10 protein-coding genes are annotated in these 18,793 nt (G+C 36.6%); 1 reads left to right on the forward strand and 9 read right to left on the reverse strand.

The features are described 5' to 3' along the window. Positions 1-252 precede the first annotated feature (252 nt). The 6 genes from HMPREF0014_RS13455 to HMPREF0014_RS13480 form a co-directional block, all read right to left on the reverse strand. Positions 253-1,332, reverse strand: a complete 1,080-nt coding sequence (locus tag HMPREF0014_RS13455; protein WP_000067934.1) for an XRE family transcriptional regulator — start codon at positions 1,330-1,332, stop codon at positions 253-255. Beyond that, a complete protein-coding gene (locus HMPREF0014_RS13460) occupies positions 1,329-1,958 on the reverse strand; it encodes a hypothetical protein (RefSeq protein WP_000951723.1) in 630 nt (209 codons plus the stop codon). Before HMPREF0014_RS13460 ends, HMPREF0014_RS13455 begins: the two co-directional genes overlap by 4 nt. A 150-nt stretch (positions 1,959-2,108) precedes the next feature. Then, positions 2,109-3,560: a hypothetical protein gene (locus HMPREF0014_RS13465; protein WP_000209665.1), complete on the reverse strand. Its 1,452-nt coding sequence runs from the start codon at positions 3,558-3,560 to the stop codon at positions 2,109-2,111. After that, positions 3,560-5,512 carry a hypothetical protein gene (locus HMPREF0014_RS13470; protein WP_020992240.1) on the reverse strand — a complete coding sequence of 651 codons (1,953 nt, stop codon included), beginning with the start codon at positions 5,510-5,512 and terminating at the stop codon, positions 3,560-3,562. The genes HMPREF0014_RS13465 and HMPREF0014_RS13470 overlap by 1 nt, the downstream gene beginning before the upstream one ends. Before the next feature lie 73 nt (positions 5,513-5,585). Continuing rightward, a complete protein-coding gene (locus HMPREF0014_RS13475; protein ID WP_000863713.1) occupies positions 5,586-6,239 on the reverse strand; it encodes a hypothetical protein in 654 nt (217 codons plus the stop codon). Continuing rightward, positions 6,239-7,774 (reverse strand): hypothetical protein, encoded by a 1,536-nt coding sequence (locus HMPREF0014_RS13480; protein WP_000098520.1) that lies wholly within the window; start codon positions 7,772-7,774, stop codon positions 6,239-6,241. The genes HMPREF0014_RS13475 and HMPREF0014_RS13480 overlap by 1 nt, the downstream gene beginning before the upstream one ends. Positions 7,775-7,933: 159 nt before the next feature. Here HMPREF0014_RS13480 and HMPREF0014_RS13485 point away from each other — a divergent pair, with 159 nt between their 5' ends. Beyond that, a complete protein-coding gene (locus HMPREF0014_RS13485; RefSeq protein WP_006581285.1) occupies positions 7,934-8,128 on the forward strand; it encodes a hypothetical protein in 195 nt (64 codons plus the stop codon). A gap of 53 nt (positions 8,129-8,181) precedes the next feature. Here the strand turns inward: HMPREF0014_RS13485 and HMPREF0014_RS13490 are convergent, their stop codons facing one another. Genes HMPREF0014_RS13490 through HMPREF0014_RS13500 form a run of 3 tightly spaced genes read right to left on the reverse strand, consistent with a single transcriptional unit; the run spans position 8,182 to position 18,790 of the window. After that, positions 8,182-8,844 carry a hypothetical protein gene (locus HMPREF0014_RS13490; protein ID WP_006581286.1) on the reverse strand — a complete coding sequence of 221 codons (663 nt, stop codon included), beginning with the start codon at positions 8,842-8,844 and terminating at the stop codon, positions 8,182-8,184. Beyond that, entirely contained in the window at positions 8,844-9,164 is a 321-nt protein-coding gene (locus tag HMPREF0014_RS13495; protein WP_006581287.1) for a hypothetical protein, read from the reverse strand. Before HMPREF0014_RS13495 ends, HMPREF0014_RS13490 begins: the two co-directional genes overlap by 1 nt. A 44-nt stretch (positions 9,165-9,208) precedes the next feature. After that, on the reverse strand, positions 9,209-18,790 hold the full coding sequence (locus HMPREF0014_RS13500) for an interleukin-like EMT inducer domain-containing protein (protein ID WP_020992241.1): 9,582 nt from the start codon (positions 18,788-18,790) through the stop codon (positions 9,209-9,211). Positions 18,791-18,793 lie beyond the last annotated feature (3 nt).

The following is an 18,793-nucleotide window of genomic DNA, read 5'->3' on the forward strand; positions in this document are numbered from 1 at the left end:
TAAGCCCTGAAGCCTTTGAGAAGAAATATTTTAAGAATTTAGAGGGATTTGTTGTCCACGATACTGTCTAGGATCACTACACTAATGTTGTAAATCATATATACGTACACATCATTACTTAAGGAATGTTCGCTCCGTAATACGGTTGGAGTGACAAGCTTAGTGTGGAAGCATAGATTTATTATGACTATTTTTTTTAAAAAGAAAAGTTTTTTTATTAAAAAAGGAAACCCTCCTAATGGAGGGCCAATCTTATTCTAAAATTCGTATATTTGGTTTTTTCTTAACTATATTTAATGAGTAGAGTGAATCAATGTCTTCTTTTGGTGTTTGCAATAAATTAGATAACTCATCAATTGAGTAACCTAAGTCTTCTCTATAGTATTCAAAAATTTGATCTATAGTTACAGCCTTTTCTTTAGGAAAATCCAACTCTACAGGTTCCTTAGTCCTATAACCATTCTTAGTCATTTGTATCCATAGATACTTTTTCTGGGATGGTGTTAATAAGCCTTCTCGTTCTGCTGTTTTAAGAAGAGCATTCATAGAAACTTTCCAAACCAACTTTAAGGTAGCGAGCTTTTCTAAAGTAATTTTCCCAGTAAGATATGGTCTAATATCTTTTGAAGGCATCAAAAGAGCACTTGCAAAACGGTTAGCCTCATCCTCCATATTTTCTGAAGGGAGTTTATGCATAATTGCATGACCTAACTCATGCGCCAGTGTGAAACGTTGTCTATCTGAGGGCATATTTTTATCAATAAAAATACAAGGGTTTAAACCAGGTACTTTTATTGTTACACCAGACACACCTTCTTGAGAGAAATCGCAATGAAATACGAGACACCCTGCCCTCTCAACATAATCGGTTAAATTCTTTAATGGGCCATTAGGAATTAACCAAGTTCTTCTGAGCAATTCAGCAACTTTTTCAGGAGTTTCATATATATCTAAACTTAAAAAAGGAAGTGGTAAATCCTCCTCAAACTCAATAGCTTTAACTAGCTTCATAGAGTTAAATAATCGAATATTAAGTTCAGCTTCAAGTTGTTCAATAGCCCTTTTACCGATTGAAGAGTTCTTCCTGTACATGGGATGAACACTTAACGGTAAACCAAATGGCTTATAGGTCTCATAAAATATTGAAACGGGAAAGTTTAAAACTTTGGCAAGATTTGAAACCATTTCCTCATTAGGCTCTAACAATCCTGCTTCAATTTTTGACAGAGTTCCCTGAGACAAAGAAGCCATTTTAGCAAGAGCTGTTTGTCCAAACCCTCTAAACTGCCTTACTATCCTTAATAACTCAGGATTAAAGGTCAAATTACTCACGATTCACCTTCTGCTTTTTTAAATCCACCGCCAGTGGATTTCCCTTTGAAACGACGTTTTGTTTGATTATCCTTAACAGTATCAAAGTCACTTGTATCTTTGCTTTCGTCAAATTCAACGAATGATGTTTGGCTATCAATTAAACTTACATTCCAAGCAACGGAATTTTTATCTCTAGCAATCATTTTGATATTATCGATTTGAGTAGCAGACTTATTTAAAGTATAGATAACTTCAATACGTGGAATATTACTAGCTATATCAGCTTCAGCTAATAAATTATAATTGAGTTCAGGATCATGAAAGCTTTTAGCCGAATCTGTTTGAACGTTTTTACTTCTTCCAGTCCTATCTGCCAATTTAAAACGAAAAACAACTTGCTGTTGAATTACAAAAAGTACCGTAACACCTTTATCTATAATAAAAACGTCACTACGTCCAATAAATTTTTCTTTGAGTAAATTAATTACAGTTTCCCAAACGAATGTGGCACGTCCGCGTGAACTCCATTTTCCAAAAAAAGGACTTTGCAGCCACAATGACCACGCCTCCTTAATAGCCTGAATAATAGAATTAGAATATGGTTGGATTAAACTTTTAACATGTAATTCTTCAGCTATAGCCATAAAGCGGCTCCAAAATATTTTACTTAACCTTATACACTATTTTTTTACTTTTCTATAGTTTTTTATTCCTAAATTATTCCCAAAAAACATATTAGAACATTTATTAGTCAACAATAGATTAATTAAATGTTCTAATACCAATGTTAAAAATTAAAACTTATATTTTTTAATGTTTATAATCAATGATTTAATAACAAAAAGAGGATCCTTAGATACATAATCTATTAATTTTAAATAATTACATGCATTAGAGAATAATGAATCGTACATTTGCACACTAATGAAATCATCACCAAGCACTTGTTGTGCATATTGGATAGCATCTTTTACACTTACTGGTTCAGGTTCACCAAACAAGCCTACATTACTACTATCTAAAGCCTGTTTCTCTGCAAATTCAGCTAATGCTTTAAATAACATACTCATTTTTTTTGAACTGCGGCTATTCTTGGCGAGAAATACGGCGAGCTCAGCAACACCTTCTCCTAGATCCTCAAAAAGACCTTGCTGCTTTACAAACTCAACAATATCTTGATCATTTTGCTTTGCAGATAAAATGGTATTTGCTGCATCAATAATTGCATTAGCAACACGTTGATCAATGGCTTGCTCCATTCCATCAACGATTTGATCTGATATATCTTGAACATTTCCACGACTTATAGCTTGCGCTTCAATAAATTTAGGCGCAGCAACACCAAGCGCATTAAGCATATTTTGAAGATCTGGTTTTGTATGATCAGCCATCATTTCTAGCAGACGATCATCATTGTACGCTTTACTAAAAATTGCGGCCTTGATTCTGTTTATCAGTGCTTGTGTTGGTTTTTTATCTTTCGTTGTGTACTGGGCAGCTTCTGTATCACCTAATTTACTTAAAAAACCTTGAATAAACTTTTGATTACTTACTGCTAATAAATCGCCATCTTCACTCGGGTTAAAAAGAGCCAGTAAATTCTCATCTAAACGTTTAGCATCAGCTTTAGCACGTTCAGTTGCTGTAAAAGACAACTTATCATCTTGGTTAGCATCTATGGCAAATTGAGCTCTATCAATCTCAGTTGTACGAATACGTATCAAGATTGGTTGAGCTATTGCTTGGACCTGCTCACTGCTAAAGCCAAAGTAATCAGCTTCATCAATCAACCATTGTTTATACTCATCTGCGGTACCGCGCTCATAGGCAAGCTTGATTGCCATTGTTCGGCCATTTCCTGATTCAACAACTAAATCATCACCAGTTATCGGTGCTCCCGTGTCTGCCCGACCTGAGCGGCCTAGGCTTTCGGGGTCTAAATCATTAGCAGTTTTCTGTACCCATGCTTGTGAGGATTCACGACTACGATCTCGTGGCTGCAATTCTTGCGGATAATTAGGGTTTTCCGCACCAGTTGCTGTATGAGATGCAATTACTTGATCAATATCAACTAAAGCGAATACAGTAGAAATCTTTTGTCCTTTGGCTGTTTTCACATTATTAGTTCTACCCTTCAATAGCCCAGTAAAGGGCTGTTTAGGTTTAAAGAAACTAATCATTTGATCAATTACAACTAATGGATTTTTAGCAATATCTTGAATAGAAATTAGATTTAAAGTTGTCATTAGATATTCTCCGCTTCCATTTTTTGCACTTGATTCAAGAGTTCTGTCACCGCTGGAATAAGAAGTGGATCATTTAAGTCTTTTTCTGCTTCATCTCGAATTTGCTCTAATAACTCAAGATTAACTTTAACCTGCCCTTCAATTACTGAACGGTAAAGTTGATTACCTTCATCATTTGTCGTACTAGGCTGAAGATCTTCAACTTCTGTCGGAGCATTTAGTTCTTTAGATTCATCATTATCTGAATTTTGGGCTGGCTCTTTATTACTGAGGCGATCCGCTAAATGTTCATCTGCCCATGCTCTTGAATATTCATAAAATGCTGTTAAATATTCTGGTGAACCTTCGGCCCCATTCCAGTTTTTTAAGAATTCACCACGGCGATCTGAAACCCAAGCCATAAAGTCTATGTTGTTAGTATCTTCAGGCTTTTCCAAAGTGTCTAACCATGCTTGCATCATTTTGTTTTCAGCTATACTAGCTGCACGTGCTGCTAAAACTTCTTCATCTCTTTTTTGTTTAGCTTCATTTTCGGCATCAATAAGTTTTTTTGCTTCTAATTCTGCTTGCTGTTGAGCCAAAGCCTGGTCATCTAGTTCAGAAATCCATTCACGAGCCCAAACTACCGCATCAGAGTCCCCCTCTAGAGCCTTATTGATACGTTCAAAGAATGCTTGGTAACGTAAACCATCTTCACCTGCCCATTCAGGATCAGCATTTAAACGCTTTAAATCGGCTTTTAAACGTTCGGCTTCTTCATCAGAAATACTATCTGGTAACTCATTATCAAGACTATTCTCTTTAATGATTCCTTCATTTTCCTCAGATTGCTTGGTTAACAATGTATTTTGCAACTGATCCAATTCGTTTAATAAATTGGAAATTTCTGCACTTAAAGAATTTAATTGACTTTGTTTTTGCTCGAGGCGTAGTTCAGCATCTGCTAAAGCCTTGGCCTTTTCTGCTTTTTTAGATTGTAACCGCTTAAAACGATTACTATTTTGGTTAATTAACTTCATAATTCGACCAGCGAGAACTGGAATTGAAATTCCTTCTCCCTGATTAGGCTGGATTGCAGCAGTAATATCCCGATTGTTCATTAAAATCTTCCATGAAATTAATGAATCTGCTGGACTAATTTTTTTTGATAATCGATCTGGCTTATGAAAAAGGATTGTGAAGTTTTGGCCGTCATCAAAATCATAAGTAAGGGCAATTTGAAGGACTTTTTTATGCTTAAAGGGCTTACTTTCCGTAACGTTAACGATTTTGACGCCAGTTTTTGAAAACTGATCCATAGAGTGATGCAAAATTGCAGACAGCTGCTCTAAATGCTGGTAATCAACGATAATAGAGTCATAATGCGCTTCTTCGACGCCTAGACTAGATAAAAGCGTAGGTAACCCATCAAATTTACTTAATAATTGGCTGTGATCATCATTTCGTTGCATATCTAATAACAACTTAGAAGTATCACCCTCATGAGAAATTAAATTGATTCCATCCCATTCAGGTTTTTCAGCTGCGACAACATTTTGTAATTGTTCTAGTTGCCATCTTTGAATCGGTTTTGCACCCGTCAAATTAAATTGTTGTGAAGATAAATGGCGCTTAAGTCCAAATTGATTTGTTTCAATAACATCTGTAACACAAGCATCAAACATTCGGCCAAATTGCAGTATCGCTAAATCAGCTGCATGCTGGTCATCGATAGCGCCTAAAACCGCAACAGAATCAAACGCATCTATCCCACCCTTTTTACCTTTTAAATTTACAACACGCCAGAAATCATTTTCCGTGTAATCTTCAGTGACTAAAGCATTAATTTGACGGTAATCACCCTTAATAAACCCAATTGAACAAGCACCACTATTCACCATGGAGTCAAAACCATGTACTAATCGGCTTTGATGTGGTGCGTGTGTTTGAATGAAAATTGATTTAACACTCACGGAGTTATCCTCATTTTAGTTTGAGGATATTTTCTCAATTAGGTGAATCTATAAAGGCAATGAGTTCCATAGCTTATTTTAAGTTGGGAAACATTTTTATGAAATTTAAAGTAACAATGGCATGTGCTTTATTAGAGGCATCAAGGGGCAAATTGCCTGCTTGAAGTGAAACTAGATGCTCAATTTCAAATTGGTTCTGATTTCTTGCAGCTTTATCAAAAGCATATATTTTTAATCTCATTAAGTATTCAATTGGTGGCGACTGAGTACCATCTTTATTAAACATTATTTCTTTTATAGCTTTAGCACTATTCGCAATAGCTGCTTCTTTAGTCTCAATAAATGAAATGCTCAACTCATTTGAAGCATTACCAGTTACATGGTTGAGTTGAAAATGCCCCACATGCACTGCATCGGTTTGGGCATCTAGTAGTGATACATCTACATTATTGGCTAACCAAGCAACTTTGTTTGAAGGATCAAAAATTGGAATATTTGCTTGAGCAATTTTACTGTTTGCACGGTACGGGCGAATTTCAATTCCAAAATGGGCCGCTGAAAGTGTCCCTAATGCGTAAAGTTCCTGATAATGTGAAACAGCTCGATCAACAGTTAGCCCAGACCACAAGACAGGATTCTTAGCAAAACGTTCTTTAAACGGATTTAAAACGTTTCCAAAACTGTTATTTATAGTTTTATTCTGCGTTTCGTATTCAAAGAAAGCCATTATTCTTCATCCTCTGGAAATTTACGGCTCTTAGCAATACTTTCAGCTAATGTTAATGCTTCCTCATATTTCATACCTGTATCGCGCTCAAGAATGTACGCCATAATATCTACATCTAAATTTGATTCTTTCAATGATGCGATTACTTGTGTTTTAAGTAATGTTGTATTCATTCTTGATTGAGCATTGTTGATTTCTTCTGTAGCTGCTGCAGTTTGGTTTGAATAATATTCAACTTGCCAAGGGTAATCTTCAGGCTCAAATTGTTCGTTGTAAGCAAACCCCCAATCCAAATGAAGAATTTGATTAATCCCTTCGGAAGCTGCTGTTCGAATATCTTGTGACCTACGCATGATTTGTGCAGAAGTATGGAATGCTCCACCTTCTCCTATACCACCAGTTAACATATCAGCCCAACCGACCATGCTTGGATCTAGACCAATTCCACCCATCAGCAAACGGACATTAATCATGAACTGTTCAATATTAATAGGTGAGCTTCGTTGATTCTTGATATCACCCACTGGATTTAGAACTTGTTTTTCATCAAATACCGGAAGCATGTGAAAAGCAGTATTCCAAACTGCTTCTCCACCTGATAAAGCATCACGGACATAAGCCTCATGATTTTTAAGTAAACCTTCTAAACCACGGATATAAGCTTGACGTTGTGCTGGTGGCATTCCCGACATATTTACTGTCAAGAACATCTGATTTACGGTATCTGCAATTTGCTGGCTGTTCATAGATGCCAAAGCAAGGATTACATCATCATAAATGTCTTCAATTTCGTAAAGGAATGAGCCGCCCAAATGCGCAGGTAAGATAGGTAGCTCATCTGGATCATCCCCCTCTAACATTTTCGTGACTAGACCAGTTTCTACAAGCTCATATTGAGCAATATTGCTCATACGGGGCATTTTGAAACGTACCATTTGAATAGTATTCAGTTTGGTAATAGTTTTTTGCCAATTACGAGGATCTAAACAAAAAAAGGCGACAGTCTTACTGCCTTGTTCGAAAGGTTGTATTAATGGTGGATAAGTATACTCATTACATACGAGGTCAATTACACCTTGATCTTTTTTCCCGTAAATACGTGCATAAGAATCACCAAATGAAATTGCATCTCGGGCTAGCTTGCTTAAATACTTATTGATCAGCTTTTCCATCTTTACACGGCGCTCATCTAGTTGTTTTTTTAGTTTTTCAGCTGCTGGTCCATTCGCCTTTTTTAACCGTTCTGCGGGCGTAATAAAGACTTGTTGGCCGCTATAAGAATCTCCCCCTAAGGCTGCAGAAACATGAATCCCCATACCCTCTGCGATAGGTGCAAAGCGTAACATTCTTTCCCATTTAGTAAGAATTTCTTTTCGAGTACGCTTCTTATTGGCTTTGGTTTGGTTAGTCCCAAGTGAAAACGGAGCCATAGTTTCATATAGCTGCGCTGTTGCATCCTGATTAGACGTATCGAATTGCTGATCATATGAATTAACATTTTCACCGAGTAACAACGATAAGAACCGAGAAGACATAACGAAGCCAAAATACCTAAATAATTATGTATTTTGAAGGCTGCTATTTTTTTACTTTTAGATGGGTTCCAAAGTGAATTGGAACCAAACAGATTTAATAAATATCCAGCATGCAATTCTATCTGAACAAACTTATTTTACTGTTCAGAGGATTCGCTCATGGCTGATGTAAAAGTCTTCACTGATTTAGATATTGAATTAGCTCAAAAGACAAAAGATATTGTAAATAGTCAACGATATAATAATCGTCCTGCTTTCAAAACATTAAACCTAGGCTGGGACCTTGAAACTGGTTCCATTGCAGTTAACTACACTTTTGTAGAAGAACCACAAAGTAATGATCAACCTGCATAACATACTTTAATAAAAAAGCCCCAAATAAGGGGCTTTCTTATTATCTAGTAACCTTATGATGCAAAAGAGGTAATATGAACAGGAAGAGTGCCATTAGGCCCTAAATTTTCAATAATCCTTGAAGAGATATTATTTAATTTAGCAGCAGCCGCAAACTGTAATTGTAACTGACCATTAGAGTACCTACCGAACACGCCCCCTCTATTTAAGTTATTCATAGGTCCTGGCCTAAACCACGAAGGTAAAGTATTTAGTAAGATACCCACATTAGAACCAATGCTCAGTGTAATACCGTATAATAAGTTATCTGCTGTTAATTGATATGTTTGCACAATCCTTGGAACATTTTTAGCAGATATAGCAGACCAGATTAAATTACCTTGCTCATCATATACATCTAAATAACCAGAGGTTTTAGTGTAGTCATAACTTAAAAATGAAATATTATTGTTATGCACACTATGCCAATATTTCCCACAGAACTCTGTGCCTTCTGATAGGTTTAAAATATAAAGAGTCTCTTTTGGTAAATCATTACGAAAAGAAGGATATACCAAACTAGGGGTTTGAATAAAACTAGGTGCCCAACCAGAAGAAGCACCTATTGAACTAGGTGCACCACCATCTAACACTTGTACAGAATTTACACCTAAATGTCTGTAAGTGTCGCTAACAATAATTTCACCTTTATCATTACTTACTTCAAAGCCAGACATTATCCATACCTATAAATATCAACAGTAAGAAGGGCTAAACCAGACAATGCGCTCACTCTTACTACATTAGGTGTATAAATAGATGCAAAAGGCCCACCATGGTAAGCAAGTGTAGGGTATTGCTGAGTCATATTACCTAAGCAGTCTTCTCTAACAATTGCTATATGAGTTTCAGATGTAATACCGTCATAAACATAATCCTTATAATACTCATTAGAACCTAAAGAGACTTCAAAAGTATGTATTAAGTGCATTTGACGATCTGTAACATCAACAACAATCTTCCCAGTTTCATCAAAACATTGTAAGCCTTGTGGCATATTGTCCTCCCAAAATAAAGGGCTAGATAACTAGCCCTTCTTCACTACCACAGCCCTAATTTAACCCTGACAACATTATTATCGTCGTAAACCGTAATTAAACTGCCGCTTAAAACCATTCGTGCACCATTGGGTTTAGCCGGATCCTTGTAGGTAGTTAAGGTCCCCAACTCACCAGCAATCGCGCTCAATTTATCGACTTTAAACAGTTCAGCTGTTAAAGACTTCGCTTTGAAATTTGCAGCTGTCAAATTCTTAATAAATACATCACTGTTCATGACAACTTGATTGTCTTGGATTATGAACGGCATATATTTAGTAGAAGAAGTACCAGTAGTGAAGAAAATCTTATCCGCTTGGAAACCTATAGAACTGAGCACAGTTCCATTTGTTTGCTCGCTGACCATAGACATACCAGTGAACACACCATTATTGTCCATCCCCATTACATACTTACCCTTTACGCCATCTATCAAGTCAGCTTGAGACTTAAGATTAATTGCATTTGGCCCATATACTGAAGTGAGAGTTTGAAGTGAACCAACGTAAGCTCCTACATCCGTGGTATATGTAGTTTTAAAACTCTCAAATTCAGCAATATTGTCTGCATCTTCAATATCGATGTAATCTAGATCTACTTCGCCTGCTTGAGCTGCATAATTGCCGATAAAAACAGGAGTAAAGAAAGCTGCTTTATTTGCAAATGTTCTGGGGTTTGTAAGCGTTCCAGCCCCACTACTTGCACCAGCAGATCTACCTTTGAAATAAGCAACACCCGTCACCCATGTACCCAAGGCAGGTGCAGCGCCACCCACCACATAATGACTTGAGCCGATATCTCCATTAATGTAATTAGCGTCTGTAATAAATGCAGTTTTTGCGGCATTAAAACAGGTGGCCCCCACATAAACGACACCAGCACCTGACACTCTTCTGTAGCGGTATTTAATCCGGTACATCTTATTATCATCAATTGGTAAGGTAGAAAACCAATTCAACCATACTTCATCGTTTCCTGAATTATCTCCCATTCGTAATGCATAACCACCACGACAAGTTTGATCTTCAATTAAACGCATTCCTATTCTTGAGCCGCTAGGCGTTCTGTTAATCCAATCTTTCTCAAAAGTTTGCAAAGCAGACGCCATAATGGTTTGGCTATTTGCTGAATAGAGGGCTGATAATCTTTCATTGGATGAAGCAACTGCCTCATTCAATTTTGAAGAAGTCACATAATCTCTTTGTATGTCAGCAACTGTTCTAGATGCTGCAGCAGCTGTGTCTTGAGCTTTTACAATTTCTGCAAAAATTGGTACTGGTACAAGTGACGAATTATATTGAATTGGTTCAATAGATTGTCCCAAAGCTGTGAAAGACTCAGTTTTAATAAGTGGTGTAATCGTTTTATAGTGTGATATATCATATCTCGCCCCACCCCGTAAAAAGACAGTTTCAATTGAAGAGTTAGGCATTTGTTTAATGTTTATTAAAGGTGATTGTGCAGTCCAGCTAAAAGAGAACTTATCAATAATTCTATTTTCTGCTTGAGTACCCCATCCATTAGCGGTAACACTCCATTCACAATTAAGACCGAAAGAGCGTGTACCATGTGTAGCCCAAGGCACATTACTATTATTTTGGCCGCCCAAAGTACAAAATACTTTAAAATCATACTTTTGCTTACCGGTAGCCAACTGAAAGATAACAGGATAGTAAATATCTGGATTCAAACCTGATAAGTCAACATTCGTTAAAATATTTTCTTTTAAGCTTTCAGTATTTTTCTGTAATGGATCAATATATTCCGACTTTAACTGATTTGACGATGCAGCAATTGCTCTTTCAATATTTGTATTAGTTAGGTCAGAATTAAGAATATATGCACTATTTGTTCTATCCAATTTAGAAGACATTTCAGTAAGTTTACTTGCCCATGTTTCCTTAAAATTAGTTAATGTCCCTAATGACTCGTTAGCTGTGGAAACGAAATCTTGTAAATTAGGATCTGCAGATGCATAGTCAGTTACGTCATAACATTCAATTTGAGCTAAAGTCCAGATTAGAGGGCTTTCAGGTGTTGGGGCTGGTCCACCCGCTACATGTACGAATCCAGAAGTATCGAATATTCCGGTGGCACCGGATTTAACCATACGAACATAAACTTCAAATCTCCCCGTCCCGTCAGTGCTACCAATGAATTTATCTACTGATCCATCGCCCATTAAATTTGCTGCAGGATATAACTTGTAGCCGATAGGTAATTTAATCAGGTATTTAATGATAAAAATAGCATTTGAACGTGTGAAAAACTGTTGATGAAAACCGCCGAAATTCGGGCTTGCTGAACCAGTTGTAACGATTCTAACCTCATGAGTTGAAGTGGTCGGATTGTCAGCACTTTTAACTTCACGAGTAACACTAACTGTACCATTCTGAAGATTGTTGTAAGTGCCGACGTTGTTCATTCCTTTCTTGAAATTTACATCACCGTAAAGCAACTTACCGTTAGTAATCATCATTGCAAGCTTAGTTGTATTTTCTAATGCTGAACCCAGATTGTCGGTGCTTGTTTGGAGCTGAGTAATATCATTATTACGAAGATTAATTAAATCTTTTGATGTTTGATCCGCTGCTGCTTTAGTAGTTTTTAATACCGTTGAAAGTCCACCTGGTACAGAAGCGTCATATTGCTGAATTTGTTGTGCAATAACACCTTTGTTAACATCAGCATTGATAAATGTATCTTCAACAAATTTCGCATTTTGTTTAAGAGTAGTTTTAAAGCCTCCTTTGAAATTAGGAGCAGAATTTCCTCGGCTAATGAAAATATTCGAAACTGAAAATGTGCCCGCTGAAGGAGCATTATCAAATCGTAAACCCAGAGGAACAAATTCAAAATTCGTAGCTTTTACATCACTTGGAAAAATCCCCGTTAATTCTAATTCTCCACTTGCTTGAACAGTAAATAATGGTAAACCAAGCCCATATACCGCGCCGTGAAATTGGATGGTACAAACTGCACCAATTAGACCTGCCGAAGCATTATATTTGATTCGTATAACTACAGGATCACCTTTAGCGATTGGTAGTTCTTTAATTTTATATTGTAGTTCCCAGACTGGAAAAGTTTGATTTGTGCCTGTTGAAACATTTAATGTTTTAGTTTCATCACCTAATAAAATCCAATTATCTTCTGCGTATTGAATAGTATCTAGTTTTGCTGAAAAGGATTTTATTTCCTCTGCAAATACTTCTTTAGCATCAGATCGAGTAATTTTTTGACTTAAAATTTGAGCATGATTTTCCAAAACTTTTTGCAAATTACCACTGTTATTAGCTAATCCTAATGGAATACCACTAACGACCTGAACAGCAACCATAATCTGTTTTGCGCCATTCAGACCAGAGTCAGGAGTTGCATGAAGTTCAATACCTCTTCCCGCTCCGATTCCCTTCTGCCCAATTAAAATATAAGCATCTCTGCCTGTAATCTGATCTAGAGTAAATTGATTTGCGCCTAATGAAAGTAATGCTGGTTTTACACTATTCAAATTCATTGCAATGTAATCATAGTTAGTGATAATCACAAAAGTATTTTGAGGTAATGACTGAATTGCATTACTCATTGCTACTGCATTAGCTGGGTCAGCATATGTATCGTATCTCGTAGAGGTTGCAATCGAGCCATCTGCTGCTAAAACATGCACAGAAAAGCCGCGGTTAGAAGCTACAGATATAGTCTCACCTTTTAAGTTCTTGATTCCAGTAAAATCATTATTCCAGCCTGAAGAATAAACTCTGTAATTAAAGACTTGTCCTAGATCTTGATTTAACTGCTTGTAATTAGAATCCAAGCTATTAATTGATTGGGTTATATTTTGTTGATTATCACTAATTGTAGAGTTTATTTCCTGAAACTTCCCATCAACTGTTAATTTATTCGTATCAACAGTTGATTTAAGAGTTGTATAATTTTCAGTTAGTACTTGGATCTTTTCTAAATTTTTCTGAACATCTGTTTTAGTGCCTGTAATTGCTAATGAATTAGCTTCTAAACCTTTCTCAATTTCACGAGGATTTTTTCTAAATCCTGTTGCTAACTCGCCTTTCTCTAATTGAACTTCACGAATTAAGAAATCAGGAGCATACCCTACTTGAGCACATAGGATAATATTAATATATTGTAAGTTGTTGATATTTGTATCAAAAGTATAAGTACATAATACTTCTTTATCTGTTGCAATATTCCATTCATTAACAACCTGGTTATTACCAGTACCATCATATCTATGGATGATTAAAAGCAAAGTTTTTTGTGCTGCAGTTAGAGCTTTGGCTTTAAGTGACAACGTATAGGTTTGATTAATTTCTAAACCATCAGCTATCGTAATTGACTCTATAAAACCTTTAAAATAAGTAGACGAATTCGTAGAGCGGAATCTCCCCCAGTTTGCGCCATAAGCATCCTTAAAAACTTCTAGAACATTACCTTCAACACCAGCATTCTGACGCCAGTTAGAGATTGAAAAAGGCGCATAGAAATCACCATTCTTGATTAAATTGTCTCCACCACTAGACGAAATTGTTGCTTTTAGAATTTTACTTTCTTCAGCAATAGCTTTATTTGTTTCTGCTTTTGTATAACGGGTGCTATCCAGTGTTGCTGAACTATCTGTCCATAAATTCCCGAACTTCTGCTTAAATTTTGCTTCCAAGGCATCTGTAGCTGTGGCAACAGCTTTATTGGTGTCAGCAGTAGTCGAATAATTTTGTAGTTGTGTAGCGCGAACAAGTGATGTGTCTACATCTTTGTCTGTTAAAACGCTATTTACCCGATAAGCTTGTAACTCCCACCAACCGCCACTGCCATTGTGTCCAAGTGCAAAACCTAACTTCATTTGTGGATGAGTATTAAAAGTTACAACCTGTTCGATATATACCCATTCTTCGTTTGCTGGAATTCTATTTAAAGCAATCACTGATGCAGTGATTGTAGCATTTGAAAAACTACCATCTGCTTTGCCATACATAGCCGTAATGCTGCAATCACCTGTAGAATCTGCACTTCGGCGAACCCAAAAGCTAACTTTATAAGAACGATTTGTCGGTAAAGCTTTGCGGCTATATATCCAACATCCTGCTTGATTCGATGAATCTTTTCTAAATACGGTATTGCCAACTTTTCCTGTAATTGTTGTTTTAAAGTGGATTTTCAAATCATAACTATAGTAATTAATCCAATCGTCAGGATTTTTTAAATTAAAATCTGGCAGTAAAGAGTCACTATCGTTAGCAGATTCAATAGATGCTTTAACATTTTTAATTTGAGCATTAAGCTGATTAGTTTGATTTGCTGTAGCTTCGTCTAACTTTGCTGTGGTTGCATAGTTCTGCAGTGCTTTTGCGGTGTTGTCGATATTTTTTTCAGCATTTGAAAGTCCAGTTTCAAGACTTGATGTTCTCTTTGTTAGTGCCTCCTTTTCAGTCACATATGTTTGTTTGAAATCATTAAAGTTTGCATTAACTTGGTCTACTGCAGCGTTGTAGTCATAAGCACTGGGGATCCACGATTCAGTAGTGATTAAGTCACCCCTGACAAGCACTGCCCAATAAACCGTTCCGACTGAACCTTGAGCAGCAGTAGGACTGTTAATCATGTAAAAATTTAAAGCACGTTTTTCAATAACTTGATTATTTTTAACAAAGGTTATTTTATTAATAACTTTGCCATTTGTATTAACAACGGATTGTAAGGCTTGCTGACCTCCCCCAGCATAAACTGCCAAATTAGAGTTTGTATCCGCACCATTTCTTTGATGTTCGGCACACCACATTAAAGTGTATTTTGCGCCTACCTCCCAATCCTCGCCTAGCTTATATGAAAGATGAGGATATGAAGTTCCGTTATATTTACCCGCAACATTTGACTGGATAAGCAAATTCGAACCAGCAGCTGCGGCTCTACTCAAACTTGCAGAGAGTGCTGTTGCTTGCTCTGTAACTGCTTTAATCTGTCCAGCTTGTTCTGTTACATCTGATTTCGTTGCTTCCAATGCTTCTGACGAAGCCTTTTTATTTACTTCATTATTAGTTAAATTTAGATCATTTCTAAGCTTAGAAATATCTAAACTTTGAGAAGACAATGTTTCGCCGTGCTTCTTAACTTCCGCTTGAGTGATCTTAATCGCTTCTGCATTAGCATTTAATGAGCTTTGCGTATCCCGAGGGCTTGGGCTCCATGCTGTAGGTTTATTGCCGGCTTCGATCTGTAATTTTTGAATTGTTGGAATTCGGCCTGAGCCATATGTACCGTAAAACTCAATTGTAGATTCAGTTGAACTGTCAGTGTTTAATTTAGGAAAAACCGTCACTGCAAATTTTTGAAATTCATTTGCTTTAGTTACTGTAACTGAAGTTGTGAAAAAGTGGGCAGAACCATTAGATGAGTAAACCTGAACCGAACCGGCAACAGGTACACTCACTTCAAATGAAATGGTAACCGGCTTATCTAAGTTTTCGTCATAAAAAACTTTTAACTCTTTGCTTCGTTCATACATTAAGTATTCACGACTTGTTGTAGCTGTCGATGTTCTAGGAGCTTCTGAATTAGCAACAGCATTAACACCACCGATTTTTAAATTATCTACAGCAGCTGTTATATCAGTCGATACACGGCCCATTGCACTTTCGAGATCACTCTTTGTAGCTGTTTTCAATAAAGCTTGAGCATTGCTCTGAATACCTGTTTCTGCATTCTGCATTCTTGTTTCAAGCTTACTGGTCCTTTCAGCTTCAGCTTCTGTTCTGTTAGTTGCTGTTTTGAATAAATCATTTGCTGTTGCAGTTGCATCATTAGCTGATGCTAATGAGTTGTTATCTTCAACAATAATGTAATTAAGCTGACAAATTCCTGTCTGGAAGTTGTAGTTTGCAATAAAGATTGGGGCATAAAATTCAGCTTGCGCGGGGAAAGTACGCGGATTATCAATTGTCCCTAAGCCAGTTGCTGCCCCAGTAGACTTACCCTTCATGTATAAAACTACTTCTTGCCACTCACCTAAATTAGGTTTAATGGCCGACAATAAGTAGTTAGAAGAACCCATATCTCCTGCAAGGGTGTTTGTAGTCGTTACGTATTTACTTTGGTCTGCATTTTTGCATGCAACACCAAGATAAATAGATCCATTTTCACCGGTTACACGGCGGAAACGTGCACGAACCCGATAAAGTGTATCTGGGTTAATCTTTACAAACTCATTCCAATGAACCCATGTTTCATCATTATCAGCATTATTCCCAAGCTCAAGAATATAACCACCTAGTGCATCAGAATCTTGAATTACTTTCGCTTCTGCAGTGGTACGCCAACGTGTCCAGTCATCAATACCTTTTGTCGTAACGACTGCACGTACCCCAGAAGTTACTTGTGTTTGAGATTTTAGACTTAATAAATTTTGAGAAAGGGCTTCGGTAGCTTTTACCGCCGTTGTTCCTGTTTGCTGCGCTTCTGCTGCATTATCAAAAGCCAGATTTGCAAGATCATCAGTAGTTTTAAGTGATGATGAAAGGCCATTTATGCTTGTATTTGTATTACTTTCTAAGGTCGAAACACTTTTTTGAACATCAGTAATTTGCCCTTGTACCTTTAAGTTTTCTTTAGAGATACTTGTATCAAGTTCACTAAATTTCGAAGCAGTAGACTGTTCCAACTCGGTAAGTGACTCAGTAACTTCTAAAATATTTGCATTAGATTTCCGATCAGCTTCTTCCAAAGCTGCTTTCGTTTGGTCGATACGTAAAGATAAGGCTTTATCACCATCAGAAACTGTTTGAGCAATTGTTGCTATATCCGACTCTGTTTTAGTTTTATTCGAATTAAAGTCAGTTTTTAGTTCTTCAAGTTTTTTTGCTTCTGAAACAACCTTCTCATCAACAAGTTTCACTGAAGATTCTACTTTTTCGATGTTTGCGGCATTACCTTCTATTTGTTCTTGTGAGTTTTTAAGAGTAGATTCAATTTGTGAGGTTTTCTCAGCAATAGATTGATTCAAATCACTTACAGTACGTTCGACTTTGTTAATAGCAGTTTTGTTGTCACCAATTTGTGATTGTGCGGTGCTAATTTGCTCAGTAAACGCTTTATCTTGAGCTGCTAGAGTTTTTATTTCTTCTGAAATTAGAGCGTTTGACTTACCGAATTCGTTTTGCATTTCAGCAAACTTAAGCTCAAAACTTTGAGTTAAAGCCTCTTTATCATTTGCACGTGCTTCAGCTTCAGCTAGAAAACCAGAATCAACTTTCTTATCAAGATCAATATACTGAGCTGCAATTTGATCTACTTTTTTAACTGCAGCTTCAGTTTGGGTTACAACCGGTTCAATTTTTTGATTAATGAGTGTATTAGTTTCTTCACCTAATGCTAATTTAGCGTCATCAATCATTTGACCAGCTTTAACTAAGTTTTGATCAATGTCTTGTTTTAAGGTGGCCTTAGTTTGATCAATAACATTTAGTGTGTCAGCTGCTTGTTTTTTACGGTCCAGAACTTCTTGATCCGCAATTTTTTTTGCGTTTTCTGCGACTAACCGAATTTCATTTGAATCACTTCTTACATCAGCAATGATTGAATCTGTTTCACTTTTAATAAAACCGATTTTATCATCGAGTTCTTTCTCAGCACGAATTGCACGTTGTTGAGCATCAGCAACCAATGCTTCATTAGCTTGAATAGACTGATCGATACGTTGATTGGCTTCATCCAATCGTAGATTAGCCTCATTATTATGTTGATCTACAATTAATTTAGTATTATTTATTTCTTGATCTATATAAGCACGAACTTCATCGACTTTATTTTGAGCGATCTGATTAACTTCTTTAACTTGTTCATGAATCTTTTGAACTTCCTCATCAAAATGTTTCATTCCTTCTTCAAGCAATTTAAAAGCATCAGAATCTTTAATATTTTCTATTAATTCTTCTACTTCCTTTATTTTTTCATCAATCTCTTGGCTTACTTGATCTTTAGTTTCATCAATTTTTTCGCCTTGTTCTTTTAACTCTTCCTTTAAACTTTCTAATTTATTAAGAGCATCTTTAAATGCACCCTCAATAGCTTTAGGGTCAATAGGCACACCTGCAACCGTAAGCGTTGTGCCAACTGCCATACTACCCGCTACAGCACTATTGCCCGCAACTGAAGTATTACCCACTACAGTGCTATTTCCCGTTAATGTGCTATTACCAGTTTGTTGAGTATTAGCTTGTACATTCATTAACGGCGTTTTGATCGAAACGGTTGTGCCAGAATCTACTTTTAAATTTTCTTTAGAGATAAATTCAATATTGTCTTGTCGAATACGGCGCACACCTACAATCGCGCCGTCTCCGTGACTGACATAACTATGGATTACTGGACGTTCTTCATTACCATTTTCAAAGAAGACATAGACGTCTTCCCCATCCACAATTTGAATTTCTGTATCTAAATCACTATCGCCGACTGGATAAGCAAAAGTTGCTGTAATTCCTTCACTCGCGCCATCAGTTAAACCATGAATGTGTACTTGTGCAGTACGACCTTTTGCGTTGTAACTTAAAATCTTTGCACGTTTTAAACCATTCATATA

The sequence above is a fragment of the Acinetobacter sp. RUH 2624 genome, assembly GCF_000162375.2.
GTDB classification, from domain to species: domain Bacteria; phylum Pseudomonadota; class Gammaproteobacteria; order Pseudomonadales; family Moraxellaceae; genus Acinetobacter; species Acinetobacter nosocomialis.